Here is a 25,206-nt window from a genome sequence, read left to right on the forward strand (position 1 = left end):
AACATGTATTATATTAATTTTAGGAAAACTTAATTTTCAAATGCGACAGAAGCAGTCATCGCTCGTAGACACTCGCTCAATTCTTATCTATAACTATAAAAAAAATGATTTTGAAGGAATTTTTATGAACGTAGCTTTAGTAAATTTACAAATGGTATGTGTTCATGTTGTGAACAGCTACTCTAAATCTGAGACAGGTTTCGGCTCTTACAAAATTCCAGATATTAGGTGCTCAAAACCCTTAATTTATAATGTTAAAAAAAACGATCAATTGGTTTTTTTACAGAGAATGTTAGATTTAAAAATTGATAATAAAGAGATCAATTTATCGCTTCCTAATGAGATCGGACTATCATTGAATATATTTACTAAAGCTAGAGATGAAGCTGAAAATCTACTAGAAAAACTTAAAAAAGATATGGAAAAGAATAAAGATTTTTATAGTGAAAATGTCTCGTTATTTTATGACTATATTGAACAAATACAAATAGCATCTGTTTTTTCTTATAAAGCAGTTGAAGCATTTTGCAACGCCACAATCCCTAATGACTTCGTTTATAAAAAAACAAACTCAAAAGGTATTCAAGAAGTCTATGAAATTTCTCAAATTGAAAAATGGATACCAACTTCAGAAAAACTCACTGAAATTATTCCAAATATTTTGAACTGTGAATCACCTAAGCAAATCAAGTATTGGTCAATGTTTAAAGAATTAGAAACCCTTAGAAATGAAATTATTCATTCAAAAAAGAAAAATAGCATTGAAAATACAAAAAAAATGTTATCAAATAACGTATTAGATATTCTTAATTCAAGCATTTATATTCTTAACCACTTTATTCAAAACGATATATCGAATGAGGTTTTTCCATTAGGTTTTTTAGATAAGAAGTGGCGAATTTATGAAATTGATGACCCGAAGAAAATTTTTGAGTGGACTCATTGGGCAGAGTGATTTTTAGTGCCTCAGATACTCCTCTTTTGCTTATTTTAGTTTTAGCATTTAGTCCTTATTTGGCTAAATCACCCTATTTTTAGGATAGTCGCGTTAATCAACTCTAGGCATATTTAATATAATGGCGATTATACGAAATTAGAACAATAATCATCTGTGAAATCAAAGTGTTTTTCAAATAATGCTAAACTAAAATAGCATGAATCATCATGCTATTTTGTATTTATAAGAGCCTCCCATGCTGTACTCTATGCCCAAAAAAATCCAACTTGCTCCATCCCAAGCTAAATGGCAGCTGTCCTCAACACAATCTGTTTTGGTTTTAGTTGGATTGCAAAACTTGCGTATGCAACAGGGCATACAAGAGAGTGGACTCATGGTGAATTTGATTCAACTAACCAATAAAGCCAAAGCGCTGGATATTCCGATTGTTGATTTGTACGGTGATGATTTGATGCAAGGCATGCAGCAATTGGGAGAATATGCCTCAACGCATCCGCAGCTGATTTTTGCCGGGCAGGTTACACCGATGCTGAAACAGATTTTGCCGCATCTGATGAGTGTGACGGATCAAATCGGTGTGGTCGATGATGCAATTTTATTATCAAATCAAGATCAGCATATTCAGTGGATTGAAAATATTTCGGCACAGGGGATACATCACTTAAATACCTATAGCCTGACCCGCTTATGGGATTTAAGCGCATCTTCCGAATATGTATTGTCGGCCAAAGGCATTATGTTGGCTGTCGCAGAACAGCTGGATATGGATGCTTTGGAAATTAATCCCTATGTCGACTTAAAAAATTATGGTCTGGATTCGGTAGCGGTGGTGAGTCTAGTCAGTATATGGCGTGCACATGGTGCCAATATCCGTTATGAAGATGTGCTAAAACATCCGTCTTTGCACGAATTGGCAAGCTTCATTTTAAAATCCTCAGGTTGATGCACTGCGATTGAGCAATTTTATGCGCTAAATCGGAAATTTCATCGTCATTTACATAAATGCGCATTGTAATTATTGGCTAAGCTTTCTATCATTGCCGCCTTGTTTTTCACGATCAGCCTGGGATTGAACTTTGAGTAATTTTCTAACCGAACATCTGATACATCGTGATGACGATTTCATGGTCATCCACAAACCTGCAGGTTTACTCACAGTTCCCGGTAAAACAGAAGACTTACAAGATTGCCTGATCAACCGTCTGGTCAAATTAGAACCCAAAACTTTACTGATTCATCGACTGGATCGCGATACATCCGGTATTTTGGCCTTTGGTCTGAGCAAATGGGGACAAAAAACCATTTCCCGCCAGTTTCAGGAACGCCAGACTGATAAAACCTATCAGGCTGTGGTTGCAGGTACACTCGAAGGTGAAGGCACTATTGAAGTGCCAGTGGTGTATGATCCAAGCCGTCCGCCTTTACATATCGCAGATCCCACACATCATAAGCCGGCCATCACGCATTGGCAGGCGATTGAACATTTTAATATTCAGGGACAGCCTGTGACCCGGGTGAAACTGATCCCAATTACCGGCCGTTCACATCAGCTACGGGTGCATATGCAATATCTCGGACATCCGATTATTGGCGATACCTTATATGCGACATCCGAACAGCAACAGCTCAGCTCGCGTTTATGTTTACACGCGGAACGTTTGAGTTTTTATCATCCTCAAACAGAGCAGTTAGTCGAATTTTATTGTCCGGCGCCGTTCTAGGAAATACTTCTTTAATCGGCGTGAATTATGCTCACTTTTTAGTGGGCTTTATGTCAAAATACATTGCTTGAAGGTGTGGAATTTTGCTCCAATGACGTTTCGTGATTGAGCCTAATATTCATAATCTTGTACTTAAGATAAAGGTGGAAAAATTGCAGCAATTTGCTATTGGTCAACGTTGGTTATCAGATACTGAAACAGAACTCGGTTTAGGCGTTCTTATTGATGTTGATGAGCGGTCGGTCAGCATTTTATTCCCGAAAAGCGATGAAACCCGCGTCTATGCACGCAGCAATGCACCCTTATCTCGTATCGTATTTAATGTGAAAGATGAATTACAGGATCAGGAAGGGACCAAGTGGATTGTAGAATCCGTTGAAGACCGCAATGGCGTGGTACGTTATCACGTCGTTCGTACCTTGGAAGATGGAACTGAAGAACGTAAATCGCTGAATGAAACCCGTATTGGTGCAACCATCCAATTGTCTAAGCCTTTAGACCGTTTATTGGCCAGTCAGGTTGATTATAAAGAATGGTATGACCTGCGTATTGAAGCGTTGCTAATGCAGGCCAACATGCAAAGCAGTCCACTGCGTGGTCTAGTGGGTTCACGTGTAGGCCTGATTCCACATCAATTGTATATTGCTCATGAAGTCGGTCAGCGTTTTGCACCGCGTGTGTTACTGGCGGATGAAGTAGGTCTGGGCAAAACCATCGAAGCTGGTCTGATTATCCATCAACAGCTGAAAACCGGCCGTTCTGAACGTATTCTGATTTTAGTACCGGATTCGCTGCAATATCAGTGGATGATTGAGATGCGCCGTCGTTTCAATCTTGAGTTCTCGCTGTTTGACTTGACCCGTACTGCATCGATCAAAGAACATGATCCTGAACAAAACCCGTTCTTGACCGAACAAAAAATTATTGCCTCTGTCGATTTGATGGTCGACCATGAAGATTTGCGTGAACAGGCACTAGAAGCCGGTTTCGACTTGCTGGTGGTCGATGAAGCACATCATTTGATGTGGAGTGAAGAAGATGGCGGTAATGACCGTTATGATCTGGTCGAAGAACTGGCTGAACATACGCCGGGCGTGTTGTTATTGACGGCGACACCTGAACAGCTCGGTGTGGAAAGTCACTTTGCACGCCTACGTTTGCTTGATCCGCAACGTTTTAACTCGCTGGATCGTTTCCTCGATGAAGAAGCGCAATATCAGCATACGGCTAAAATTGCAGAAGTGCTGATGTCAGATCTGCCGCTAGAAGCTGAGCATTTCACTGCGATTGAAGCCTTGTTAGGACATCCGATTGAAGATCATCCTGAACAGCGTTTCCGTGCGATTCACGAACTTTTAGACCGTCATGGTACAGGCCGTATTCTGTTCCGCAATACGCGTGAAGCAATTCAGGGCTTCCCGGGACGTGACTGTCAGCCCGCACCATTACCGGCACCAGAACACTGGTCTAAAGACGGCAAATTACGTGAGCAAATGTGGCCTGAAGAAGCTCAGCTAGACGGCTCGTGGATGGAAGCCGATCCACGCGTGATGTGGCTGATGGAGCGTTTGCGTACCGATTTAAAACACAAGAAAGTCTTACTGATTGCGCGTAGCGGGCCAGTGGTTGAAGCGCTGGAAAATGTACTGCGTTTGCATGCCGGTATTCGTACCGCAATGTTCCATGAAGGCATGAGCTTATTAGAACGTGACCAGGCTGCAGCATATTTTGCTGAAGATTCGTATGGCGCACAGATTCTGCTTTGTTCGGAAATCGGTTCTGAAGGTCGTAACTTCCAGTTTGCCTCTGACCTGATTCTGTTCGATTTACCTGCGAACCCGGACGTGTTGGAACAGCGTATTGGTCGTTTGGATCGTATCGGTCAGGAAAACCGTATTCAGATTCATGTGCCTTATCTGGTGGGAACTGCACAAGAACGTATGTTCCGCTGGTATAACGAAGCGCTGAATATCTTCAGCAATATTTCTCCAACTGCACAAACCTTGCAAGAAAACTTTATTGTTCGCTTGAAAGACTGTCTATTGGCAGACAAAGGTCAAGAGTTTGAAGACCTGCTGGAAGAAGTTAGCGTGCAACGTGAAGCGCTGGAAGCTGAATTGCAGGAAGGTCGAGACCGTTTGCTTGAGTACAACTCTTGCCGTCCGGTGGTGGCACAGGAAATTGTCAACGCGCTTGAAGACTATGATGACAATACCACTTTGCCGATTTTCATGAAGCGCTTTATGGCGTCTACGAATATCGACTTTGACGAGCAAAGTAACGGTACAGTGATCATCAAGCCAACCGATCAAATGCAGGTTCAAGGTTTGACGTTGGATGAAGAAGGGATTACAGCGACTTTCTATCGTGATCAGGCACAAATCCGTGAAGATGCGCAATACCTGACACTGGAACATCCATTCACTGAAAGTGTGATGGAAATGATCAATACGCAAGGCTTTGGTAGCACTAACGTTGCGGTACTAAAATCTGCAGCACTGCCACAGGGTTCGGTATTACTTGAAGTATGGTTCAAGGTCGATGTGGTGGCTCCGAAAGCATTGAACTTGCCGTCTAGCTTGCCGCAACAGTTGATTCGTGTCTTGCTCAGTGAAAAAGGTCAGGATCTATCACAAAAGATTGCACCAGAAATCCTGAAACCGTACTTGCATCATTTAGATGGCAATAGTTGCCGTCAGGTGGTGAAAGCACGTCGTGATGTGATTGAAGCACGTTATCAGCAAGCGCTTGAACTGGCACGCAGTGCATTGCCTGGCTTCAAGCAGCAAGCCAAAGAAGTGTATGGCAATAAATGGCAATATGAAATTGATCGCCTGACCTATCTGAAACAGTTCAATCCAAGTATCCGTGAAGATGAAATTGCACGTTTACAAAAGTTGCAGAAAGAAGGTTTAAGCCTGCTGGATGGTCTATCGGTAACACCGGAAGCAATTCAGGTGATGGTCGTGGTCAAGCCTTAAGCTTTAAATCATTAAAAAATGCAGCTTTCGGGCTGCTTTTTTTATGGGCAAAATCCGGGTTTATTATTTTTTTGGTCGGAGAATGCTGGTCTGTTATTTTCCTCCTGTTTAAAATTAGGCTACTGAATAATAAGAATGACAAAGTATGTCAAAAGCACTGATTACCCTTGGCACAAAGACCAGTCATGGCGGCATGGTGACTGAATGCGAACTCTCTTTTTTGATCAATGGTATTGCCGTGCATTTAAATGGTATGAAGCATTATTGTCCCAAATGTCAGACTATGGTCACCGCAATTTCCAGCAATTTGTCTATTACTGTCAAAGGACGGGCAGTGGTCATCGCGGGGGATAAGGCCAGTTGCGGCGCGACTTTTCTACCGATGCAACATTTGACTGTATCGCAGAAATAGACTTTAAATTCTGAAGGAATACAGAGAAATGACTTTGAGGTCATGCTTTGAGCATTTTTGCGCTGCCGAATAAATCTTTAAAGCGGTAAGCTCATCTTACGATTTCAGGATGAATACGCACTGCGTTTAAAAAATAGTGAAGCAAGCCCTACATTTTACTCATGCCAATGGTATCCCTTCGGCAACTTATCAAAAGTTTTTGCATTGTTTTCAGCAAGATTATGAGGTCAAAGCGATTCCATTTATCGGCATGAACCCACAATATCCAATTACGCGAGACTGGCGCTATCTGGTCGATGAAGTCATTGCAGATATCGAGCAGCAGTTTCCTCAGCAACAGGTGATTGGTTTAGGGCATTCCTTTGGTGGTCTGGTGACCCTTATGGCGGCGTATCGACGTCCCGAACTGTTTTCCAAGCTGATCATTATGGATCCACCGTTTGTGATTGGAAAAAACAGCGCCATGTTTGAACTGATCAAAAAGCTGAATCTAAAAAGTGTCGATCGTTATACACCCGCAGGAATTACGCTAAAACGCAAAGATTATTGGCCATCGAAACAGGTCGCAATTGAAGCACTCCGGTTTAACCGCTTATTTAAAAATTTCGATGAGCAGTGTTTTGCTGATTATATCGAGAGCGGCATTCAGCCAGAACCTGAACGTGGTGGGGTGACGTTAACTATTCCAAAACAGATAGAAGCGGAAATCTTCCGGACTGTGCCAGCCTGGTGGTGGAGAACACCACGCCGACCGCCTGAAGTGCCGATGCATCTGATGACTGCAGAGCAAAGCCAGTTTTATCAGCAGGGTTTGCCACAAGGGATGCACAAGATTTATCGGATTAATTATTCTGTGGTTGAGGGCGGGCATATGTTCCCGCTTGAGTATCCGGAGGCCAGTGCAAAGGCGGTTAAAGCTCAACTTGTACTTTTGTAATCATCATAAAAAAGAGACGTTGATTACGTCTCTTTTTATATTACTTCATGCAAATCGGAAAATTAGCGCAGCTGGGAATCTTCCAGATGACGCGCACCTTCCAGAATCATCCGAATCATGATCATGGTCTGTTCGGCAATTTCTTTACGGTCTTCGGCAGGCATATCAATCACATTGGCGCCCATGTTGAAGACCAGTTGGGTAATGGCTTTGGCGGCAATATCCGGATGAAATAACTTCTTGTTGTTTAGGCGTTCTAGACGAATCAAATCATCCTGAAGTTCTTGCTGAAAATAATTTAACTGGCGTTCTACCGCCTGTTTATAAGACTTGGAGCCAGTATAGCCTTCACGTAATAACAGGCTCAGATTGCCTTCATCGGCATCCAGTTGGGCAATAAAGACTTCTACAGAACTGCGGATGATGCTGTTCTGGCGAGAAGCTTGCAGACGTGCTTCATGCAAAATCTGACGCAATACAATTCCGGCACGATCAATCAGCTCAATGGCCAGTTCATCAATATCTTTAAAATGACGATAGAAGCTGTTCGGTGCAATACCAGCTTCACGCGCGACTTCACGTAGACTTAAAGAGGAAATACTTTTTTGTGGCCCAATCAGATTCAACGCAGCCTGAAACAGTTCTTCCTTGGTAATGGTGGCCTTGCGACCGACACTCCGTACGATAATCGGCTCATCAATGCTTTTCGATTGTAATAAAGATGCGTCACTGCTTATTTTCATTGAAGGCTCGTTCATCGATAGGTTCATGCATGAATCATTTTATTATAACCGAGCCAGTCAAGCTTGTGAAATGATTAGAAACAATACGGTTGTATATACAAATATATATACATGTGTATAATAATTAAAAACCCAAGGTGATGTCACAAACGATGCATGTACTGCAAAAACTTAAAATGCCATTGAATGCACTGTCTGATAGTGTAGTTGATCAGCATGCAATTAATTTCTGGATTCAGAAACTCAATCCTGTATGGTCGTTGAATCAGCCATTAGGCAAGATCGTGCATATAGAAAATGCAGCACAGGATATGCTGAGTCTGAAAATTCAAGTGAATCGCTTATTTAAGTTTGGTGAAGCAGGGCAGCATCATCCGGTCTATGTGGTGGTAAACGGCATCCGTTATGAACGTAGCTATAGTTTGACCCGTGTAGATGCGCAACATGTTTTATTGACCGTGAAAAAAGTCAATGCCGGTAAAGTCAGTACCTGGTTGGCAGAACAGGCACAAGTAGGTGATGTGATCGAATTTGGTCAGCCTTATGGTGATATGACCTTGCCTGTGCAGACGAGTCCATTGATCTTGCTTGCAGCAGGGAGTGGTATTACCCCAATGCTCAGTATGCTGGAAAGCTTGAGCAAAAAAGGTGAACTATCTGCACCGGTTACTCTCTGGTACTGGGTTAAAAAAGATCAGGATGCCGCATTTAAAGCACGGTTTGAAGAACTTGCTCAAAAACATGCAAATTTCTCATTTCATGTGTATGCCACTCAAGAACAGCCAGCTGCTGCACGTCTTGATGAAACCTATCTGACCGATCTGCAAAATCTGGAAAATAGCATCGTATATTGCTGTGGCCCTTCAGGTTTTGTATCTAAAGCAGAACAGCTTTTTGCTCAGGCAAAACAGTTTAAAGGTGAAGCATTTAGCATGAGCTTGGCGGATCAATCGGATACCGGCTTTATTAATGTCACCCTGACCCAGTCGAAAAAAATTGTCAGCATTCCAAAAGGCCAGTCCATTCTGGTGAGTCTGGAACAGCAAAATATTAAACCGACCCATGGTTGCCGTATGGGCATTTGTAATAAATGTGCCTGCAATAAAGTAGAAGGTTCGACCAAGAATTTGGTCAACGGTGCGCAAAATACCGAACCCGGTAACCTGCTCAAAATTTGTATTAACTCAGCGCAGACTGACCTTGTCATCGACTTATAAGCGAGTTTTATCCTATGAATATGCCAGTAAAATTACAGTATTTTAAAAATCCTAAAAACCGTGAATTAACCCAGTTTGAACTTGATGAACTTGCACGTGAACTCGATGCGATTAAGCAAGAAATGCTAGATGACCTGGGTGAAAAAGACGCTAAATATATCCGTCGTGTCTATTCAACGATTCGTTATTCATCGATTGCCGGTCGTGCCTTGTTATTTGCAGGATGGTTCCCGCCAGCATGGTTATTGGGTACAGGCCTGTTAGGCTTTGCCAAAATTATGGAAAATATGGAACTGGGTCATAATGTCATGCATGGTCAATATGACTGGATGAATGATCCTAAACTCAATGGTCAGACTTATGAATGGGATATTGTAGGGACTTCAGACAACTGGCGTCAAACCCATAACTTTAAGCATCATACTTATACCAATATTAAGGGTATGGATGATGATATCGGTTATGGTCTATTACGCTTGTTCCCGGAACAGCGCTGGAAACCGGGTTATTTATTGCAACCGATTTATGCAGTGCCATTCTGTTTATTGTTCCAGTGGGGCGTTGCGATTCAGAATCTTGAATTGGGTAAATACTTCAAAGGTCGCAAAAGCAAAGAGCAGACCAAAGAAGAATGGCGTCCAATGCAGAGCAAAATCGGTAAACAGCTGTTTAAAGATTATGTATTCTTTCCACTCATCGCAGGTCCTGCGGCTTTACCGGTTTTGACTGGCAATATGGTGGCCAATGGTCTGCGTAATATCTGGACCTTTAGTATTATTTTCTGTGGTCACTTTACCAAAGATGTGGAAGTATTCCCGAAATCGGTGCTGCAAAATGAAAGTCGTGGTCACTGGTATATGCGTCAGATCCGTGGTTCATCCAACCTGACTGGTTCTGAAGCGTTTCATATCTTGACGGGTCATTTAAGTCATCAGATTGAACATCATTTGTATCCTGATGTACCTGCACGTCGCTATCGTCAAATGGCACCGAAAGTTCAGGCTGTTTGTGAAAAATATGGTTTGAACTATAACAATGCCAGCTTGGTAAAACAATACGGTAGTGTGATCAAACGTATTGTGAAATATGCATTTCCGTTTAAGAAATAATTTTTCTTAAAGCTAAAAAAACCACTTCAAATGAAGTGGTTTTTTTAGCTAGGAGGCGAATACTTCAGGAAGTAAAAATCCTGATTACGAAGCTATTTAAGATGATTTCAAGGCATAAAGTAAAAAAGTTAATCTGCCATTTATAGCGTTGTCTAAAGGTGTTTAGTAGGTTAACCCGATAGAATGGAAAGGACTAATATGGCATCGAATGAGCTGAAATATTAATTTTTGGAAGCTGTTGATCTTGACCCTCAAAATAGCTTTGCTGCGCCAGACTGAGCATTTCTATATCTTCCTTGCTATTCCCATAAGCATAAATTTCAGCATAATTATCCAGATTATATTTTTCTAGAATTCTAATTTTCTTTTGTGTGTTACTACAGTCAGGAGTTTGATAAAACCCTGTCAATTTCCCAGCTTTGATTTCAACTTCGCTACAGATTAAATCGATATTTAAATAACTGCACACCGGTTTAAGATACAAATCCAATGAGGCTGATACCAGCACGACTTCATGTCCTAATTGTTGATGCTGTTTAAGTTGTTCTAATAATTTCGGATTCAACTTGAATATTAGTTGTTGTGCATAATCCTGAGCTAATTGCAGAATTTCCTCTGCATCACTGTTTTTAAACATGCTGGCATACAATTTGGGTCGCATGCGGTGTGCCGGATAGAAATTTAAATAATAGGCCTGTATCCATGGCAAAATTTGCATGCCGCGTTTCACAATATGCCGTTTTCTTAAGGCATGGAAAATGAACCCGGTAAAGCTATCATGTAGATACAGGGTTCCATCAAAATCAAATAAGGCTAGAGTTTTAGATTTTTGATTTTGCGCATGCATGTTTGATATCGACCATCGACGCGGGTAGCAAACCAGTTGGTATTATAATCACGACTTAATTTTGGTCCGGAAATAACCACTTCAGGCATGATCGCATAAATAGGGTCTTTACCGGTTTTTTCCTGATAGAGCTTGCTGACACCACGATAAGTCATCGTATCTTCAAAGTCTTTGTCTTTTTCTTTCTTTAAATCAGCTCGGATTTGACGTTCAGTAATAATAAAATTATTTTTGGCAAAAACACTGATTAACTCACGCTCAGATTGACTCTTCTGCGAACGGATCGCGCCATCTTTGGTGTAGAGTAATAAATCGCCATCCAGATCGAGTTCGGCCTCAGTTAAATCATTCAACATGCTCTGGAAAGCAGCATTTCGACTGGAATACATACCGGAATTATAGTCCGCAAAACGGTAAATCGGCTTGTCATAATCTGCCGGATACATCATCAGGCGATGAATCCCATAATACAGACCGCCATATTGACTGTAGAGATCGGTACGCAACTCCGCGATATTGCCGCCTTGGCGTTTATGTTCTTTCGCATAGCTGATATGTACCTGCATTGAACCCAAAGTGGTAATTGGATTCATTTTCTCGCCAATATTCTGGCCGACCAGTTTGGCAGCACCAGTCAGGGCACTAACATGATAGTGCTTCGACATATAGTCAAATATTTCACGATATAATTCGTCGAGTTCACGTTCCGTTTTGACCCGGCGCATCTGGCTTAAGTAGTTGTCTTCAGGACTCGGATGGTTCTTGAGAACTTCCTGGAAATATCCTGCAACTGTGCCACCAATTGCTTGACCAAGCTTATCTTTGAATTTTTCATCCAGACGGCCTTGAACTTCCTTAACCGCCTTTTCACCCAAACCCGGAACAGTAGGATCTGCAACAAAGTTAGATTCCTGATCAACCACTGCCACAATCGTACAAACATTTTCCTTGGTCTGAGGAATGCCGAGCTGTTCGGTAATGTCATAAATATCTTGTGCCCAAGACTCACGTTGGTTGACACGGTTTGGAATAGCTTTGCGAATATGTTCAACTTCAAGTGTCGGTTCATCATCTTTTGACCACCATGAACCATTGCCACAACCGGCAAGACCCAGAGAAAGTACAAGTACAGACAATGACTTAAAAGAAAAACAAGAAGCGAAAGTTTTATTCATGGTGTCGTAAATTAATTGAAAAGATGAGCGAATAAGGCAGATGCAGTATACTATGCCCATCAAAAAAGTGATGAATTTATATGTATATTGGTCCATATCAACTGTCAAACAATTTGATTGTCGCTCCCATGGCAGGTGGGATAGATTAATCACATATACATTATAAAAATTATTATTTATTAGTATCTTACTGAATAGCCACATGGTGCAAGGTGCAAAATAGGTGCAACCATGCGGCAATTAATCAATAATTTAGCAATCAATGGTTCATTGCTACCCAGTCTTTCTTAGACTCTTTTTGTATTGCTTCAAGCCAGAATGCTACATCACTTAGATGAACATAAAAAGGTGAGTTACGTCCATCAGATTTGAATGCTGGAAATGGAAGAGTGCATTTATTTGCGCGCTTATTTGCCTGCTCAATTGTAAGATGAGGCAAGTAATCAGGCAAGAGCTCTTCAAGTTTGATTACAGGTTTACGATACTTCATGAGTAACATAAAACTGATATCAACCGGATCATCAATTTTCATAGCTGCTCCCATTATGAAATCTCCTTCAAACTTTGTTTTACTGATTCCGGTAACCTGAAAAAATCATTTAGAGTTTTATCAAATTCACCGCTTTCAATAAATTGATCCATAACATTTACTTGCTGATCGATATCGCTGTCTTCACAGTGCTCACATGGTTTTTGAATATCAGTCACTGTTTCCTCCTTGAGCCTTCAAATATTCTGCTTTTGCATTCGCCCAATTCACTGCATCGTATGGGCTTAAACCTTTTTTCTTGCACCAGTCAGCGCACCAGAGCCATTGCGCATCATCAAATGGAGTTGGTTCAACTACTTGATTAGTACTTTTCATCACGCCACCTTCACATCTAAATAATCAGGGTTATCCAGGTGTTCTTCATATTCATCGAATAGCACCTGACATGCCGCATTACCTGTTAAATCTTTCTTTAAGAGCACGTAACTCAGTGTCTTGCGTGTGCCTTTGCCGCTAAATGTCGAGCTGCCATCCGCAAGTTCATTTTTGGTATAACCCAATTTTTCTAGCCACAGCTTGAAACCAACTTCATGCTTCTTTTTAATTCTGAAGATCATCTGTACCCCCAGGTGTTCGCAAAATTTCGAAGGCAATCATCAATACCGAATAGGTTGATGTTGCGGTAAGTTCTAACCCGACCCTTGTACTGCACAAGCAGCACTCGGGTCATAGAAGAGTAGGAATAACTCATGAAGCCTCCCCAGTTTCAGCAGCTTGGATCAAGGCATCTTTGCGCTGTGCATACAGGCTAAGTAGCTCCTGATGATCAGCTGGAAGTAATTTAGCTGCAGGTATCGCTGGTGCTAATCGTTCTAAAGTTTCAACTGAATCCATGTCATAGATTCGATTGATCAAAACCTGCTTCTTCTTTTTGTAGAACAGATCGATAGAGGCACTACCATGCTCAGCACTTTCTACTGATGCTTGTTTGCGTGCGGCATTTTCAATTTGATCAATCAAACTTGGTTGCGCGACTTCAATGACTTCTTCTGCGATTGGTTCAGGTTCAGCCTTAGGCGTGTATTGTTCAGGATCCAGCTCAAGAAGTTTGTCTTCAGTCAGTTTGCACAAGTGCTGTTGATCTTTTTGATCTAAGTGTCCATTGGCCAGAAATACGTGACGGAATGAAAGAACGTCCTCAGCATTGGTAAACTGGTCAATTTGTGCTGTGAACTTCTCAACAAGCTTTACGGGATCAGTCTCAATCGCATCTTCTTCAGCTTTCTCTAATGAAACTTCAGTGGGAACAGAAGATGCTTCTGGTACAACCTCAACAGGCTGAACTACCTCTGGCTCATGATGCTCCCCAATATTTGGTAAGGTATTACCTGGACCAGCTGGAGTATTTACCTGGTCGGTATCTTCCTTGGCTTTTCGGCTGCGACGCTTCTTTTCAGGCTTGTAATGACTTTCTAGCGTCAAAGGGTAAGGAATATCTCGCCCAAGAAGTTTACCAATTGCCTGAAGTTGCAATTCAGCATTTTCCTGATCTGCCTGGGCGAAACCATAACGTACACATTCAACATACTTTCCAGACAATGAAGTGAATTGAGTGTGTGCAATGTGGCTAGGGTAAACCAAGAAGATTTCCTGATCTTCCACCACGTCATCAAGCGTTAAAGGCTTTGTAAACGTAATACCAGCCAGCTCCATTGTTTCAACCTTGATGCAGAACTCATAGCCTGGCATAGCGAAAATCGTAGCCGGGAATTGAGACAGGTCATCAAAATCCATTAACTCACCAGCTGCACGACACATGATATTTCGGCCAGCCATCATTGCTTCAAAAGCTTCTTTTCCATTTAAAGTTTTCATGGTGTCATTGCTCCCTTCGCTAATTGTTCTATGTCATTTTTTACAGCTTCAAATTTGGAAGCCTCTATCTGGTTGAGAGCATCAAGCCCTAAATGTTCACATACTGTTTTCGCATCAAGACCACAGGTATCGATAAAGTCCTGTAGATCGGCCAGCTGCTCATCAGAAATACCTTTGAATTGAGGTGGATTGAACCAGCGCTTTTTCTCTTTATCGTAGGTACATTGCATTTCTTTGGCGCGGATCTGAATTGCATACCACATCTCTTTTACATACTTATGCTCAGGCATAAGTGACTCAGTAAGCTGATTTAGATCACCGGCATGACTGGCTTCTTCACAGACTTGTTTACAGTGATTAAGGTCAGTGATGTTCTTTAACTCTTCGGCTTGTACTGGGGTAAGAGTGTTGATGTGGTCCTTGGCTTGTTTAAGCAGATCTGCAAGGAAAGTAGGGGAATGAGCCAAATCTGGAACAGTAACTTGGCCAGAGCAAACTTCTACACCATTTCCATTTGTATGTATTCGACCTAAGCGACCTGAGTTTTTGCCATGGTGTGACTCAGATGGGTTGAAATAGATCGTACGGAGATCATCCCCATTCTCATCGGTAGAAGCGTGTAAATAGCCCATAATGTCTGACATGCGATAAAGCATCGCACTATTTTTGCCAGCCAGATCTGGACGCACAATTTTGATCTTATTCTTACCAGCTTCCTGCTCTACAGCATGAGCAATAAAAACAATATCTTTACCTAGGTTTTCCCACTTACGAACCATTTTCATAAATAGGTTTCCAGCTAGACCCTGCGCCTTTAATGTCAGTGATTTATCACGTTGCAGGTTGTCACTATTCTTGGAAAGATGATCTTTAATTGCATCCAGCATTGCACCTACAGTATCTGAAACGATAGTTTTATAGGGTGCATAGAAGTCATCTTTAAGATTTTCAAGGTCAAGCCAGCTATCAATACGAACAATTGCGCCACGACGCAGCTCAGCAGATACACGATGCTGACCTTTATCAAAGTCAAAAATTAAAGGCTTTTCTGCAGTATGTGCAATGGTACTTTTACCCATACCAGGATCGGTATACAGGTAGCACTTAATGCTTTCTACAAGCAGGGTGTTTTCCGGTGTAAATACTTGAATAGCCATCTCAACGTACTCCTGCAGAACGGTTATTACGTTTAAAGTTTTTATAGTCTTCAGATGCAAAGAAGCCCGTACTTTCTAAAGCTTGATGACGCTTGTTCTTGCGCATAGCAACACGCGCATTTTCCAATCCATCCAGAACCCATTGCGGAGTAAGAGATTTATCCATCTTCTTCAATGAGCCATTGGGTTGAATGGAGTAGATCTGCGTATTACAGAAATAGTCAGCAATGGTTCCGGCGCTTTTGATGCGTAGAGCGAAATAGCTCACACGCGTTTTACCCACTCGATATATTTCAAGTCCTTCAAAGGTCTTGATGTACTCAGAGAAGTAGCGATGAGTTGAGTTGAACTCAATCGGCATTGGTATTACAGGTAGCTCATCTGCTTTGAATTGCAGGAAACCGGTGTAAAGGTCCACAAAATTAATTTGAGTTCGATCATCAAGAGGAGACCAGTCATCAGAGCCACATTCACACCAGTAGACTAGCTGGCCATTTAAAAGTGCTTCAAAAATTTGATCAGCAGAATTTAAAATCATGACTGCACCTCCACCAGACGATGTTTCATGATGTGACCAGCGATCATTGAATTGATTTCACGGTGATCCTGGTAGTCAGTGAAGTCTTTATACGGATTGCCATTGGCATCAAATATATTGATTTCACCCAGTTCTATTACTTCAACATTCGTGAACTCAGAACCTGGTACACCGTAATCATCCGGGTGTGCTTCAACTTCAAATGAAGTGATTTCCAAACGAAAACCATCCAGATTTACGACAGCTTCACCGTGTACATCGTCGAGCATCTTTAAAGAGACGATTCCATATTCAGATTGAATATTTTGAGCTGGTGCCATCTGGTCAGTACCAAAGTCAGCAAGATGAGCAAACGCCAAGGCGCTTACAGTTAAGGCAGCAGTAAACAGAGTTACCTTGAAGCTATTGTGTGGAGTTAGTTTTGTGTTCATAATAATTTCACTCACAGGTTAGGTTGTGGGTCATGCCTCAGGTAGTTCGAGCTACGCTGAGGCTTTTTGTTGTTTCGATGAATAGATTATTCATTAGTGAATAGTTATAGTCAATAGTGAATAATTAAAAAGTGAATAATATTTTCTTATTTTATTTTTATTTCATGTTTTAATAGACAAAAGAAAACCCATCACAGGGATGGGTTGTTTGGAGATTATAATAATGACTAGAGAAGAGTTTCGGGCGAATCTATATCAAACATATGTGTCTTTAGGTACACATGATCATGTACTGATACAGGAGTACATAAATATAGCTGAAGCTTATGTATTCGATAATAAGCAGCTCACTATTACTGATCAAGAGGCGATGGTTTCAAGACTTACCGAAAGTCAAAATTAGTTATCTGAACCAATTATCTTCAAGCATTCAGTATAAATTTCTTTCCAGTACTCAACTTCACCGGATCGAATATTATCCTTCATATTTTGAGTTAATTGATGGGACAATCGTGTTTGTATGATTTTATCAGCCATCTCAATAGCTAAGCGTTTTTCTTCAATTGAAGGCATATTTTTCTCCACCCGATCCAAGAGCCGCGTCGGGTTCGCGTTTTTTATTAATTAGTCTCAGGTGATTTGCTTAGGGCTTTATCCTGATACATTTTTTCATCTGCCTCTATTATAGCTGCTGATAGACCGTATGCTGGATTTCGCATTGCAAAACCAATTGCAGCACTAATGCCAGCTTTTGCAATAGCAGTTTGAATTCTGGTTGCAAGTTTATCCGCATTTTCTCGGCTGGTTTCAATACTGAGTACAGCAAACTCATCACCACCTAGACGAGCGACAATATCATTATTGCGTACAGTGTTTTTGAGGGTTAAAGCCATTTTTTGAATGAGTTCATCACCTGCAGCATGCCCCAAAGTATCATTGGTGATTTTGAGGTCATTAAGATCAATCATAAGAATAGCAACAGGGTGACCATATCGCTTGCAGCGCTTTTCTTCTAATACAATTAACTGGTCCCAAGCACGACGGTTAAAAAGGCCAGTCATGGGATCGGACAATGCCTCCATTTCAAACCGTTCAGCTTTACGTATGTACTCAGCGGCTTTTAATTCAGCTTGAATATTATAGCTAAGCACTTGTGCTAGCAGCTCAAATAATGGAGCTTCCTCGACCAGATTTTTAGATTGAGGTTCAGGATCGATTGCACAGAGAGTGCCAAAAAGGGACCCATCTTCTTTATACAGAGGTTGGCCGATATAGGCTTTAATTGGGACTAAGTGATTTATAGGTGCGTCTACGTAAACTTGAATATCAGGTGAATAGGGGGCAATGCGGGGCGCATTATTTTGTACCATGTGTGAGCAGAAAGAATCTGCCCATCGAAATACTTGTCCTGGCTTAACGTTATAGCCATTATCTTCACTTAGTAACACGATCCAGTCATCACCTTCGGTACGGGTAATCATCCATAACTTAAATCCAAATCGTTGAGATAAGAATTTTAAAATGGCTTGGCCAGCCTCTTTGAAATTCTTAAAGTTAATATTATTCATTAAGTTAGTCCGATGTTTGTACTAAGAGAGATGTGAAAAAAACAATTTTTAGACTACAGCGTCATATATTATAATTTTAAACTGATTAGCTCACTAATTATTCAAAAATTTAACTCACTTTACTTAAAATTTTTAGAAATTCCATCGGCTAATAAATAGGAATATTACTTCATATAATAAAAAGATAACCCACCACTGGGGTGGGTTATCCTGCAACAATAATCTTATTTTTTGTATTCAGTAATACTGATAGGTTTGTCTTTCATAAACTCTACAATACCTTCACCAGCTTTGAAGTGAATTGAAACGCCGTCATCATTGGCCAAACGCATACCACTTCCTGAAATAGCTCGTTTAAGGTGATAAACCTTGCCAGAATTATCTGTCATTTCTGCAGTTTCAAAATTATCTGAAGATTTCAATTCAACTGTAAGATCCATTGGACCAGTAAAATTAATTACCTGAGTTTCAGCTGGAGTATTGCTCACAACTTTTTCTTGCTCTACTTCGTTTTTTGGATTTGAAGTACAGCCAGTAATCGCCAATCCTAACAATGCTGCGCCTAACAGATATTTCATTGAGACTTACCTTTCTATTTATGAATCATAGGTATCTTTATATTAATTGTTATAATGTAACATTTAAAGACAAGGTTACACTTACCTTACATAAAGAAAACCCGCGGATAGCGGGTTAGTGATGCTTTACTTAGTTATTACAGACCTGGTCATGAGAGGTCTTAAGTCTAATATAAAGATTTAATATTTCAGAAGTAAGAAAGCTTTAGCACTGAATAGCATCTTTCTCTTTGTAGTGATCCAAAACCAAATCCATATCAGCCAAAAGTGCAACTTCAGAGTATTCACCGGGTGATAGCTTCAACAAGTTAGGCATATAGTTTTTTTCATACTCGCGCGGGTAGTCTCTACATAAGATTTTTACCCGCACATCTTGAGTGGTGAACTCTGAATCTAACTTTTCCAGGTATTTGCTAAGAATATTATCTGAGTTCTCAAAAGCTGTAGTGGTAGCAATTGGATCTATATCTTCACTAAGTTGCTTTTCACACCCAGTGAAAGCCAAAGACAAGAGCAGGGTAGTAAGTGTGATGTATTTCATAGTTTGATTTTATTGTTATTGGACTTTGAATTATAAAGAAGTACGGGGAAAAGAAAAACCCACCGCTGGGGTGGGTTAGCAATCATTAATTCATCCAATTTTGGTATTTTTCCAGCATTAACTCAAACGTACGTAATTGCTGCTTTAGCTCTTCATGAATGGCTATATTTTTGAATAATGAAATATTGAGCCCTAATAACTCTAATGATAATAATTTATTCGCATTATTTTGAAAAGAACTAAAATCAATTGTGAAGTTTCCTTCATAATTGGAAAACCAATCTATTTCAAGAGCCGTATCATCTTTGAGATCATCAAATATCCAATTTACATAACTATATTGTAAGTAGTTTCTAATCTTTGAATAGTTTTCATGGTTATTATTATTGATAAAATTAACTAAACCACTGTTTACATTCGATCCTGTAGTATTTTTTAAAATATTCGAAAATAGTGTCCAAAATTGCTTATGGTTTAATTTTGTATTGCTAATATTAAAGATTCTTGATTCTAAACTATTAGATTTTTTATGAAACAAATCGATTATAAAGTACTCATCTTTATTCCCAGTTATTCTTATTGGATTATGCGAGTACCATACACCTAATAAAATACAGATAGATTTAGCTAAAAGCATATTTACTAAATATGCAGAAACCTCAGAATAAGTTAATTGACCATTTGAAATATCTCTAATTATACTTCTTAAGATGGCTAATGCTTTTTGTGTAGAAAGAATAGATTCGCGTAGAATCTGGTTGTGTAAATATAAGTAATTAAAAGGTGCAGTTTCACTTATACTTTGAGGTAATGTCTGATTAATATTAACAAGACTATTCTCCACATCCTCAGAATGCAATAAGTCGTCATCTTGGATATAGAGCGCTTTCCATTTATTAGTTATTTGATCAATTGACCTTACTGTCAGTCGATCAAAATACACTCTTTCTAATATACTTTTAGCCATATTAGAGTTTTAAAATACCTTCTTCACTTGTAACTTCTTGAGTACGGGAGACTAATACAGTTCTAAAATCAGAACCTACCGCATTTTCTGCTGCTACCCCTGTCCCATATTGATCCCAATGAGTAAAATTATAGTCATCAATTCTCGTCAAAACTTTTACAATATCATCTGTTCTAAATGTACCGAACTCACTTCTAGTCAGGGAGAATACTGTATCAAAAGTATTAATGACTGCACCAAAGCCTAAAGTCGACATAAAGCGTTGATTTTTAGAGGTGAACTGTTCAGGAAAAACAATTTTTAATGCAGAAAAATAATTATTAAGGATTTTTACTTTTTCTAACTGTGAAAAATTAGTTCCTAAGGTTCCTTTATTTTCTGTAAGTAAGGGACTTATTTTTCGAACAAAGTTGTTTAAGGATATTTCACCTTTTTTAGGAGAGCGAGCAAAAATAATTCGATCATAAAAAACAGATTCTGAATCTTTTGTTAATGTTCTAGCAACCTCTACAGCTATCTCTTTTGCTTGATCGGCTGATGTTTTCTTAGGAGGAAGCCGATTTAGTAAGTCGTAATATAAAGAAGTCGGTACGCCTTTAGCCTCCTTATTGATAGTAACAAATTGAATGATTTGCTCGTCTTCATTTAAGTTTAAAAAAGCAACTACAGGCAAGTCAATGTTTACTGGTGATTCCTTTTGAGTAGCACTTAAATAGGCACCACGTAATCGGTGTTGACCATCAATTACCCACCCAGCATTTTCAATGTTAGGAATTTTCAAAATATTTTTTGACTTGTCGTAAGTAGCATTTTCAAGCGATACAATTAACGCTGGAGAAACAATGCCTTTGTTATTAATGAACTTTTTTAAATCTTCAGCACGCGTATTTGAAAGAGCTCTTTGATAACCTTCATCTTTGTCTGCTATACGCTCATTAATTTTAAGAATATTCCATAAACTAATCGCATCTAAATTAAATTGATATAGTTTACTTGAGTGTTGAGTAAGTTCCAGACATGGCACTTCTAAAAAATCTGTTTGTTCAGTAGATTGAATATTCATTATATTATCTCATTACTAAAAGGGTCTCTTGCTACGGCACCAGCCATGGCCGGATCCATAATAGGTTTGTCAATTTCTCGATACTTTAATAAACCTATTTCAGCGTCATTTAATCGGTTTTTTGCTATTTCAAAATATGAAGCATCTAACTCAATACCAATAAATTTTTTCTTTTCTAAAATTGCAGCAGCACCTGTTGATCCAGAACCCATAAATGGATCAAGAACAATACCTGTATTAGGGCAAAGTGCTTTAACTAAACGTTGTGCTAATGCGATAGGAAACTGACATGGGTGAGCAGTTTTTTCCATGTGGTTGGCTTTTACATTTGGAATTGCCCACACATCACCAGGATTTTTCCCTAATGGATTTCCGCTATATTCACCTTTTTTAGGGCCTTTATAGTATTTTTTACCAGGATATTTTTGTTTCACACGCACCGCATCTAAGTCAAAATAACCTTTTTCACCTTTCGTAAACCACAAAATGGTCTCATGCCTACCACTGAATCGATTTCTACAGTTTGCACCATGTTCAAAAGTCCAGATAATACGATTTTTAAGCCTCATGTCAGGACAAACACGCTTAAAAATTTCATATACAATATAATCTAAAGGCACAATTTCATCTTTTATAACATGATGTCCTACTTGCCAACAAACAGACCCACCCTGTTTGGTCTTTTCACAAATTAACTTAATGACAGGTTCGTTAATTTCGATGAACCCTTCAATAGTAGTGTGAATGTCATATGCCTTACCTATACAATAAGGTGGTGAGGTGATCGTAAGATCAATATGACCATCTTCTAGAGTTTTCAAGATGTTTAGACAATCATCATTGAATATTTCAAAAGCCATAGTTGGTGCTTACCATTAATAAAATAACAAAGAATCTGAAACTAGGAGGATAGATCCATTGATACTTTAAAGCAAGTGGATAAGGCTTATTAATTAAGCATCCTTTTCTCTGCATTTGATAAACTCCAAACATCCTCAGTCCAGATAGTTCCTAATCTCTAAACGCCAAAAGGATAGTGAATTTTCTAATAGTCTTATTCCCTTATTAGTCAAATCTAAACCACCTTACTGACCCAATTCCACTACAGCTAAATAAAAAGCTGAATACGCTTAAACTTTTTATTTGCTTCAATTTCTGTTTTATAAAACTTGTCTTTATCAGTCGAATCCATAAATTTAGCAAAAGTATTGGATTCGAGTAGACGATATAGAAATCTTTCGCCCGTCTGAAGTACTACAGTCAACAAGTGGTGCTGGTAAAACACATGACCGATCTTAGATGAATTTATTTCAATTTTTTTGCATTATGTTTATTAGCTATCCCTAGTCACTAGTACTTAATCTTTAAGCGCCCTGAGTCAACCGAAAATCAACTCAGGCCGCCTCAGGTTCACAGTGTTTAAAATCCTTCGTAATTACAGACTTCTATGCTTGAAATAAAATCGAGAGGCATAGTCAATCTCTCAGCAGTAATAGTTTCGAAATGAATCCAGATAGCAGCATCTCTATTCTCAAAACTAATACTTACAATCTTCACTAAATCATAAGGCTCAACATTATGGGTCAGAATAATATTATAAAGTTGATCTGAACGTACGTAAGAGATAAGCATTTGATGGATTGCCGCTTGTTCATCACTACTTAGTTCACTGTATTTACTTAGTTCGGGTAAGCCATATTGCGTATTCACTTCAATCCTTATTAATCTTAAGTTTTCTGTAGAAAACGGCGATTCTATCAATTTAGACAAAGCTGAATATATTGGCTTTTGTTAATTCTTTCTTATCAACCATCTTTTGGCCAATTTTCCCTCTTCAGCCAACAAAAATTGATTGGGGGATTTATAGCGCAGAATACTTCTCTAAAAACTCATCTATCCATCCTTGTGCCACTTCAAGATTGGTTATGTCAGTCAGCTTTAAATTCGTCTCTTCTGCTTCGTTAAAGCCTTCAATAATAGCTTCAAAGATATTTGCTTCACTAATGACCTCACGTGCTATTTCAGCAGCGTCATAGCTTTGCTTGGCCTTCTTAAGCGAAGCTATTTGCTTATCAATCCCTTCACCGATTTTACCTAATGCCAACTTAAACTCTTGACGATTAATTGTTAGCGCAGTTTTGGATTTATTAAGTGTTGCGATCATTGTGGTTTCCTTCTTTTTTTGGGGCTACTATATTCAACATCTTGATAAAACCTAAGCCGCATATAGCGGCTTTTATTTTTTTAAGGTTTAACTAAAGCAGATTCCAGGCGACCAATAAAATCAATTTCATTAAGCTGCTCATTAGTAATAAATTCATCTGGATAGCGAATCTTGTCAGGATTATCACTTGCAAGCCTTACTGTTGTGCCGCCTGCATAGCTTATAAAAATCCTTTTCATTCTTAGCTCGTAGTTATGCTTAAAAACATACACCGATCCACTCTTAAGCATGCCTGGATCTTTATCAGCCACATCAATAAAAAGAGGGCTGTCTGGTGCTACAGTTGGCCACATACTGTATTCATCAGAATAAATAACTCTTAGGTTTTCAGGCTTTGCTTGTATACCCAAAATCCTAAGAAGTGATGGGTCAATATTTAAATATTCACTTGGGTCTTCTAAAAAATTTTCTATCCCGCTTCCACAAGAAGCTTTTACATCCCTGTACACCGGTATTTTCACATTAAATTTTTTTTCTTCAGTACTTCTAAATTCGATTGGAGAAATATAAATATCTCCTTTTTTTTCAGAAGCCTCAACCTGAACTTCTGGCTTCTGCTCTATTAGCTCCAAATTAGCATCTGTAAGTACAGCAACAGATATACCTGCCCAAGTAGAAATAGCATCAAGAACCTCTCTTCTGGGTTCTTTTGTAAGACCGCTCGCAACTCTAAATAAAGTAGCCTGTGGAATCTGGATCTCTTTGGAGAGCCTGTTTGGATTAGTTTTGTGTTTCTCAAACAGGTACTCAATATTCTTTTTTAAGAATGGGTACATCTGAAAGTCCTCGTAATATATTTACATTTTATTCAAAAAAGAATAATTAAACCGAAATAATTCACTTATGCATTGACAACTATTCATAAGTGAATAAGAATAAAATTAAAGTGAATTAGAGGTAGAGAAGCATGAACCTTAAAGAAAAGATCTTATTTCTACGCAGTCAAGGTCTTAGTCAGTCTGAAATTAGCAACCGTACAGGTATAGCTCAAAGCTCTGTATCAAAAATCGAAAATGACGAGCAGTTTGATGTGTCTTACAGCAAGGGTGCCGCTCTGGATCGTTTAGTAAGTGAAAGAACTCAACAAAACCAAATACTGGCATCTGCTTAAACCCATTATTACCAGATAAGCATTTGAAATAAATGTGAATAAACAAAGGGATTCACACATGGAATTCAGTAAAGAAGCGCAAAGCGCAATGTACAAGATGGTTCACCAAACACCAGGTATTGATCCAAAGCAGATTGCCGATGTTTTGGGCGACTCACATAAAACCGTTTTGAACTATGCAAATCCAAATATGGACTACCTGCCAAGCCTGAAGAAGTTCGAAATGATGCTTTCTTTTACTGGCAATCCAGTAGTTCTGCGTGCATGGGCACATCAATTAGGATTGGCTCTAATTCCTACTGGTTGTGACGGTAGTAAACACCATGAGCTATCAGTAATTGAAGCAATGATGCAGGGAAATATCTGCAATGGGCAGGCGAATCAGAAGGTATATGAAGCCTATGAAGATGGCGTAATCACACCGCAAGAATATGAAGAAATTCACAACATTTTTCAGCGGATTATCGAGTTTGCTACAGCAGCAGATCAAGCAGCGCTTAAACAAATGAAGCGTTATACCGCTAATCCACATAAAGAAAAAGCCTGAGGTTAGAACTCAGGCT

At 39.4% G+C, this 25,206-nt stretch carries 32 protein-coding genes and 1 pseudogene; 11 read left to right on the forward strand and 22 right to left on the reverse strand.

What is annotated here, in order from left to right; genetic code table 11:
- Window positions 1–124: 124 nt before the first annotated feature.
- The 6 genes from ACP7AK_RS00990 (at window position 125) to ACP7AK_RS01015 (ending at window position 7,009) form a co-directional block, all read left to right on the forward strand.
- The gene (locus ACP7AK_RS00990) at window positions 125–955 is read left to right on the forward strand and encodes a hypothetical protein (protein WP_253158959.1); all 831 of its coding nucleotides are present in this window, start codon (window positions 125–127) and stop codon (window positions 953–955) included.
- A gap of 238 nt (window positions 956–1,193) precedes the next feature.
- The gene (locus tag ACP7AK_RS00995) at window positions 1,194–1,901 is read left to right on the forward strand and encodes a phosphopantetheine-binding protein (RefSeq protein ID WP_253158957.1); all 708 of its coding nucleotides are present in this window, start codon (window positions 1,194–1,196) and stop codon (window positions 1,899–1,901) included.
- Between the two features lie 133 nt (window positions 1,902–2,034).
- Window positions 2,035–2,679: an RluA family pseudouridine synthase gene (locus ACP7AK_RS01000; RefSeq protein WP_247144212.1), complete on the forward strand. Its 645-nt coding sequence runs from the start codon at window positions 2,035–2,037 to the stop codon at window positions 2,677–2,679.
- 143 nt (window positions 2,680–2,822) lie between these two features.
- Window positions 2,823–5,660 carry an RNA polymerase-associated protein RapA gene (gene rapA, locus ACP7AK_RS01005; protein WP_034438179.1) on the forward strand — a complete coding sequence of 946 codons (2,838 nt, stop codon included), beginning with the start codon at window positions 2,823–2,825 and terminating at the stop codon, window positions 5,658–5,660.
- 145 nt (window positions 5,661–5,805) lie between these two features.
- Entirely contained in the window at window positions 5,806–6,072 is a 267-nt protein-coding gene (locus ACP7AK_RS01010; protein WP_004646645.1) for a PAAR domain-containing protein, read from the forward strand.
- Window positions 6,073–6,208: 136 nt separating this feature from the next.
- Window positions 6,209–7,009, forward strand: a complete 801-nt coding sequence (locus ACP7AK_RS01015) for an alpha/beta fold hydrolase (protein ID WP_425878084.1) — start codon at window positions 6,209–6,211, stop codon at window positions 7,007–7,009.
- A gap of 62 nt (window positions 7,010–7,071) precedes the next feature.
- On the opposite strand, the gene fabR is transcribed toward ACP7AK_RS01015, so the two are convergent.
- Window positions 7,072–7,752, reverse strand: a complete 681-nt coding sequence (gene fabR / locus ACP7AK_RS01020; protein ID WP_004729898.1) for an HTH-type transcriptional repressor FabR — start codon at window positions 7,750–7,752, stop codon at window positions 7,072–7,074.
- Between the two features lie 152 nt (window positions 7,753–7,904).
- Between fabR and ACP7AK_RS01025 the strand changes: the two genes are divergently transcribed.
- Both ACP7AK_RS01025 and ACP7AK_RS01030 read left to right on the forward strand, forming a co-directional pair.
- A complete protein-coding gene (locus ACP7AK_RS01025; protein ID WP_191113006.1) occupies window positions 7,905–8,969 on the forward strand; it encodes a flavin reductase family protein in 1,065 nt (354 codons plus the stop codon).
- A 14-nt stretch (window positions 8,970–8,983) separates the two neighbouring features.
- A complete protein-coding gene (locus ACP7AK_RS01030; RefSeq protein WP_425878087.1) occupies window positions 8,984–10,078 on the forward strand; it encodes a fatty acid desaturase family protein in 1,095 nt (364 codons plus the stop codon).
- 193 nt (window positions 10,079–10,271) lie between these two features.
- On the opposite strand, the gene ACP7AK_RS01035 is transcribed toward ACP7AK_RS01030, so the two are convergent.
- Both ACP7AK_RS01035 and ACP7AK_RS01040 read right to left on the reverse strand, forming a co-directional pair.
- Window positions 10,272–10,925 carry an HAD-IB family hydrolase gene (locus ACP7AK_RS01035; protein ID WP_004729896.1) on the reverse strand — a complete coding sequence of 218 codons (654 nt, stop codon included), beginning with the start codon at window positions 10,923–10,925 and terminating at the stop codon, window positions 10,272–10,274.
- A complete protein-coding gene (locus tag ACP7AK_RS01040) occupies window positions 10,892–12,100 on the reverse strand; it encodes a DUF1615 family protein (protein WP_004646653.1) in 1,209 nt (402 codons plus the stop codon). The genes ACP7AK_RS01035 and ACP7AK_RS01040 overlap by 34 nt, the downstream gene beginning before the upstream one ends.
- Before the next feature lie 80 nt (window positions 12,101–12,180).
- Here ACP7AK_RS01040 and ACP7AK_RS01045 point away from each other — a divergent pair.
- Window positions 12,181–12,246, forward strand: a pseudogene (locus ACP7AK_RS01045) (hypothetical protein); the annotation flags it as partial.
- A 113-nt stretch (window positions 12,247–12,359) separates the two neighbouring features.
- On the opposite strand, the gene ACP7AK_RS01050 reads toward ACP7AK_RS01045, so the two are convergent.
- The 19 genes from ACP7AK_RS01050 to ACP7AK_RS01140 all read right to left on the reverse strand — a co-directional run bounded on the left by ACP7AK_RS01050 (window position 12,360) and on the right by ACP7AK_RS01140 (window position 24,308).
- A complete protein-coding gene (locus ACP7AK_RS01050) occupies window positions 12,360–12,644 on the reverse strand; it encodes a pyocin activator PrtN family protein (RefSeq protein ID WP_074382946.1) in 285 nt (94 codons plus the stop codon).
- Window positions 12,644–12,808: a hypothetical protein gene (locus ACP7AK_RS01055; protein WP_425878089.1), complete on the reverse strand. Its 165-nt coding sequence runs from the start codon at window positions 12,806–12,808 to the stop codon at window positions 12,644–12,646. The genes ACP7AK_RS01050 and ACP7AK_RS01055 overlap by 1 nt, the downstream gene beginning before the upstream one ends.
- On the reverse strand, window positions 12,801–12,965 hold the full coding sequence (locus tag ACP7AK_RS01060) for a hypothetical protein (protein WP_425878091.1): 165 nt from the start codon (window positions 12,963–12,965) through the stop codon (window positions 12,801–12,803). Before ACP7AK_RS01060 ends, ACP7AK_RS01055 begins: the two co-directional genes overlap by 8 nt.
- Entirely contained in the window at window positions 12,965–13,207 is a 243-nt protein-coding gene (locus ACP7AK_RS01065; RefSeq protein ID WP_086044593.1) for a hypothetical protein, read from the reverse strand. Before ACP7AK_RS01065 ends, ACP7AK_RS01060 begins: the two co-directional genes overlap by 1 nt.
- 130 nt (window positions 13,208–13,337) lie before the next feature.
- A complete protein-coding gene (locus tag ACP7AK_RS01070) occupies window positions 13,338–14,465 on the reverse strand; it encodes a hypothetical protein (protein ID WP_425878093.1) in 1,128 nt (375 codons plus the stop codon).
- Complete coding sequence (locus ACP7AK_RS01075; RefSeq protein WP_425878095.1) at window positions 14,462–15,622, reverse strand: ATP-binding protein; 1,161 nt, start codon at window positions 15,620–15,622, stop codon at window positions 14,462–14,464. Before ACP7AK_RS01075 ends, ACP7AK_RS01070 begins: the two co-directional genes overlap by 4 nt.
- Window position 15,623: 1 nt before the next feature.
- On the reverse strand, window positions 15,624–16,160 hold the full coding sequence (locus ACP7AK_RS01080; protein ID WP_364481939.1) for a hypothetical protein: 537 nt from the start codon (window positions 16,158–16,160) through the stop codon (window positions 15,624–15,626).
- Window positions 16,157–16,591 carry a hypothetical protein gene (locus tag ACP7AK_RS01085; RefSeq protein WP_425878098.1) on the reverse strand — a complete coding sequence of 145 codons (435 nt, stop codon included), beginning with the start codon at window positions 16,589–16,591 and terminating at the stop codon, window positions 16,157–16,159. Before ACP7AK_RS01085 ends, ACP7AK_RS01080 begins: the two co-directional genes overlap by 4 nt.
- 399 nt (window positions 16,592–16,990) lie before the next feature.
- Window positions 16,991–17,164, reverse strand: a complete 174-nt coding sequence (locus ACP7AK_RS01090; RefSeq protein ID WP_174894566.1) for a hypothetical protein — start codon at window positions 17,162–17,164, stop codon at window positions 16,991–16,993.
- A 47-nt stretch (window positions 17,165–17,211) separates the two neighbouring features.
- Window positions 17,212–18,159 carry a GGDEF domain-containing protein gene (locus ACP7AK_RS01095; protein ID WP_425878100.1) on the reverse strand — a complete coding sequence of 316 codons (948 nt, stop codon included), beginning with the start codon at window positions 18,157–18,159 and terminating at the stop codon, window positions 17,212–17,214.
- Between the two features lie 224 nt (window positions 18,160–18,383).
- The gene (locus tag ACP7AK_RS01100; protein ID WP_425878102.1) at window positions 18,384–18,737 is read right to left on the reverse strand and encodes a hypothetical protein; all 354 of its coding nucleotides are present in this window, start codon (window positions 18,735–18,737) and stop codon (window positions 18,384–18,386) included.
- Between the two features lie 205 nt (window positions 18,738–18,942).
- The gene (locus tag ACP7AK_RS01105) at window positions 18,943–19,278 is read right to left on the reverse strand and encodes a hypothetical protein (protein ID WP_425878104.1); all 336 of its coding nucleotides are present in this window, start codon (window positions 19,276–19,278) and stop codon (window positions 18,943–18,945) included.
- 85 nt (window positions 19,279–19,363) lie between these two features.
- Window positions 19,364–20,245: a hypothetical protein gene (locus ACP7AK_RS01110; RefSeq protein ID WP_425878106.1), complete on the reverse strand. Its 882-nt coding sequence runs from the start codon at window positions 20,243–20,245 to the stop codon at window positions 19,364–19,366.
- Between the two features lies 1 nt (window position 20,246).
- Complete coding sequence (locus ACP7AK_RS01115; protein ID WP_425878108.1) at window positions 20,247–21,308, reverse strand: DGQHR domain-containing protein; 1,062 nt, start codon at window positions 21,306–21,308, stop codon at window positions 20,247–20,249.
- On the reverse strand, window positions 21,308–22,168 hold the full coding sequence (locus ACP7AK_RS01120) for a DNA-methyltransferase (protein WP_425878110.1): 861 nt from the start codon (window positions 22,166–22,168) through the stop codon (window positions 21,308–21,310). The genes ACP7AK_RS01115 and ACP7AK_RS01120 overlap by 1 nt, the downstream gene beginning before the upstream one ends.
- 248 nt (window positions 22,169–22,416) lie before the next feature.
- Window positions 22,417–22,623 (reverse strand): hypothetical protein, encoded by a 207-nt coding sequence (locus ACP7AK_RS01125; protein ID WP_332858653.1) that lies wholly within the window; start codon window positions 22,621–22,623, stop codon window positions 22,417–22,419.
- Between the two features lie 104 nt (window positions 22,624–22,727).
- Window positions 22,728–23,018 carry a hypothetical protein gene (locus ACP7AK_RS01130; RefSeq protein ID WP_332858625.1) on the reverse strand — a complete coding sequence of 97 codons (291 nt, stop codon included), beginning with the start codon at window positions 23,016–23,018 and terminating at the stop codon, window positions 22,728–22,730.
- A 151-nt stretch (window positions 23,019–23,169) separates the two neighbouring features.
- Window positions 23,170–23,472, reverse strand: coding sequence for a hypothetical protein (locus tag ACP7AK_RS01135; RefSeq protein WP_005171438.1), 303 nt, complete (start codon window positions 23,470–23,472; stop codon window positions 23,170–23,172).
- Window positions 23,473–23,552: 80 nt separating this feature from the next.
- Entirely contained in the window at window positions 23,553–24,308 is a 756-nt protein-coding gene (locus ACP7AK_RS01140; protein ID WP_425878113.1) for a S24 family peptidase, read from the reverse strand.
- A gap of 131 nt (window positions 24,309–24,439) precedes the next feature.
- Between ACP7AK_RS01140 and ACP7AK_RS01145 the strand changes: the two genes are divergently transcribed.
- Both ACP7AK_RS01145 and ACP7AK_RS01150 read left to right on the forward strand, forming a co-directional pair.
- Window positions 24,440–24,643: a helix-turn-helix domain-containing protein gene (locus tag ACP7AK_RS01145; RefSeq protein ID WP_425878115.1), complete on the forward strand. Its 204-nt coding sequence runs from the start codon at window positions 24,440–24,442 to the stop codon at window positions 24,641–24,643.
- A gap of 58 nt (window positions 24,644–24,701) precedes the next feature.
- On the forward strand, window positions 24,702–25,190 hold the full coding sequence (locus tag ACP7AK_RS01150) for a phage regulatory CII family protein (protein WP_191730667.1): 489 nt from the start codon (window positions 24,702–24,704) through the stop codon (window positions 25,188–25,190).
- Window positions 25,191–25,206 lie beyond the last annotated feature (16 nt).

The organism is Acinetobacter sp. TWP2-2-3 (assembly GCF_049896445.1).
Lineage (GTDB): Bacteria > Pseudomonadota > Gammaproteobacteria > Pseudomonadales > Moraxellaceae > Acinetobacter.